The sequence below is a fragment of the Rudaea sp. genome, assembly GCF_036383415.1.
Taxonomy (GTDB): domain Bacteria; phylum Pseudomonadota; class Gammaproteobacteria; order Xanthomonadales; family Rhodanobacteraceae; genus Rudaea.
The window spans coordinates 1-2396 of record NZ_DASVOK010000102.1; the positions used below are offsets into that span (position 1 = coordinate 1).

3 protein-coding genes are annotated in these 2396 nt (G+C 65.0%); 2 read left to right on the forward strand and 1 reads right to left on the reverse strand.

The genetic code is table 11. From position 1 onward, the window contains the following. Window positions 1-161 precede the first annotated feature (161 nt). The gene (locus VF497_RS03865; RefSeq protein ID WP_330886321.1) at window positions 162-1064 is read right to left on the reverse strand and encodes an endonuclease/exonuclease/phosphatase family protein; all 903 of its coding nucleotides are present in this window, start codon (window positions 1062-1064) and stop codon (window positions 162-164) included. A 19-nt stretch (window positions 1065-1083) separates the two neighbouring features. Here VF497_RS03865 and cutA point away from each other — a divergent pair, with 19 nt between their 5' ends. Continuing rightward, window positions 1084-1410: a divalent-cation tolerance protein CutA gene (gene cutA / locus VF497_RS03870; RefSeq protein ID WP_330886322.1), complete on the forward strand. Its 327-nt coding sequence runs from the start codon at window positions 1084-1086 to the stop codon at window positions 1408-1410. A gap of 126 nt (window positions 1411-1536) precedes the next feature. After that, on the forward strand, window positions 1537-2396 hold an 860-nt coding region (locus VF497_RS03875; RefSeq protein WP_330886323.1), incomplete at its 3' end, for a sn-glycerol-3-phosphate ABC transporter ATP-binding protein UgpC.

Below are 2396 nucleotides of genomic sequence, written 5' to 3' on the forward strand. Positions count from 1 at the left end.
TGCACGGCCTGGTCGGTGATGCCGCGAGCGGACGGTTGATCCGCGCCGCGGCCGCGACTCCCTTCGACACGGAGCCGGAAGCGCTCGGCCGCCGCGTGGCGGAAGAACTGCTCGAGCTCGGCGCGGGCGAGTTGTTGAAAACCTGACCGGGGACCGCAGCCTTACGGCAAGCGAACCCGCGCCACGACCGGAAGGTGGTCGGACGGAAAGCGCGCCTCGACGCTGTCGGTCAGCGTCGCATACTTGAGCACCTCGATGCCGCGGCCGACGAAGATGTAGTCGATGCGTTCGGGCAGCGCCGAGTCGAGCTTGAAATCCTCGAACGTACCCTGTGGACCGTAGGCCAGCTCCGCGCTGACTTCGCGCGCATCGCGAAATGCCGTCTTCATCGTCCGGATCTGCTCGGTCTCGGGCGTGGAATTGAAGTCGCCGGTGCAGATCACCGTGTCGTTGCCCGCGATCTCGCGCATCTTGTTCAGCATCAGCTTGGCCGACTCACGCCGCGCGACTTCGCCCTGGTGGTCGAAGTGCACGTTGAAGACGAAGAAGCGCCTGCCGCTGACGCGATCGTGGAATTTCGCCCAACTGGCGATGCGATTGCAGCATTTCGCATCCCAGCCTTTCGACGGCTTCCCGGGCGTCTCGCTGAGCCAGTAATCGCCATGCTTCTCGACATCGAAACGAGCCGTGCGGTAGTAGATCGCCGAATGCTCGCCGGCATCTTTGCCGTCGTCGCGACCGACGCCGACGTGGGCGAAGCCCGGCATCGCGTCGAGGTCGGCGATCTGCTCAGGCAGCCCTTCCTGCGTGCCGACGATGTCGAATTCGTGATAGCGGATCAGCGCCCTGACCGCATCGACGCGATGCGGCCACGCGTTCGGACCGTCGGACGCGGTGTTGAGGCGCAGGTTGTAGGTCGCGATGTTGATTTCGGGCGACGCCGCGGCGGCAGATGCGGCTTGTGCGGCGCAAAATCCGAGCACGACCAGCAGCGCCCATGCAGCGCCTCGCGAAAAGAAAGGTTGACGCGAAATTTTTCCAGCGCAGGATAGACGCATATCCATGATTGCTTCCTCATCCGACATGACCGCGATCATAGCGCTATGCACCTGTCCCGACGCGCAAACCGGCCAGCGCATCGCGACCGTGCTCGTCGAAGAACGCCTCGCCGCCTGCGTCAACCGCCTGCCCGGCCTGATCTCGACCTATCGCTGGCAAGGCCTCCTCCACCGCGACGAGGAGCAGTTGCTCATCATCAAGACCACGCGCGAGCGTTTCGACGCGCTGCGTACGCGCATCCTCGCCCTGCATCCCTACGAGTTGCCCGAAATCGTCGCCCTCGACATCGCCGCCGCACATGAGCCGTATCTGGCGTGGATAGCCGCGCAGACGCGGCCGCCGCAAACCTGAGAACAGGTTCCGAACCGGCGCCAATCGATGCGAAGGCCGCGGCCACGGCGTTGAACTCGTCCGGGTTTCTTGTACATTCCCTGCATCACCACGCCCCAATCTTGCTGCCGAGCCACCCACTTTTCCATGGCCTCCGTCGTCCTGCGCAATCTCCGCAAGCTCTATGCCGACGGCCGTGTCGCGGTGAAGGACTTCAATCTCGATGTCGGCGACGGCGAATTCGTCGTCTTCGTCGGCCCGTCCGGCTGCGGCAAGTCGACGACGCTGCGCATGATCGCCGGGCTCGAGGAGATTTCCGCCGGCACGCTCGAAATCGATGGCAAGGTCGTCAACGATCTCGCGCCAAAACAACGCGACGTTGCCATGGTGTTCCAGAACTACGCGCTGTATCCGCACATGAGCGTGCGCGAGAACATGGCCTTCGCGCTCAAGCTGGCCGGCCGCACCAAGGCCGAGATCGAGCGCCGCGTGCTCGAAGCCGCGCGCATGCTGCAACTCGAAGCCCTGCTCGAGCGCAAGCCCGCGGCCTTGTCGGGTGGCGAGCGCCAGCGCATCGCCCTCGGCCGCGCGATCGTGCGCGAGCCCAGGCTGTTCCTCATGGACGAGCCGCTGTCGAATCTCGACGCGAAGCTGCGCGTGGAGATGCGCGCCTCGATCGGCCGGCTGCACGATCGCCTCGGCGTGACCACGATCTATGTCACCCACGACCAGGTCGAGGCGATGACGATGGGCGACCGCATCGTCGTGATGAAGGACGGCGAGATCCAGCAGATCGCCGCGCCGATCGAACTCTACGAGCGCCCGCTCAACAAATTCGTCGGCGGCTTCATCGGCTCGCCGGCGATGAGCTTTCTCGCCGCACGCTGGGAAGCCGGCGCCTTCAACGGCAGCGGATTCGCGCTGGCGTTGCCGCCAGGCCGGCGCGAACAGTTGAAGCTCGCCGAGCAACAGGACGTCTGGCTTGGCCTGCGTCCGGAAACGCTGCG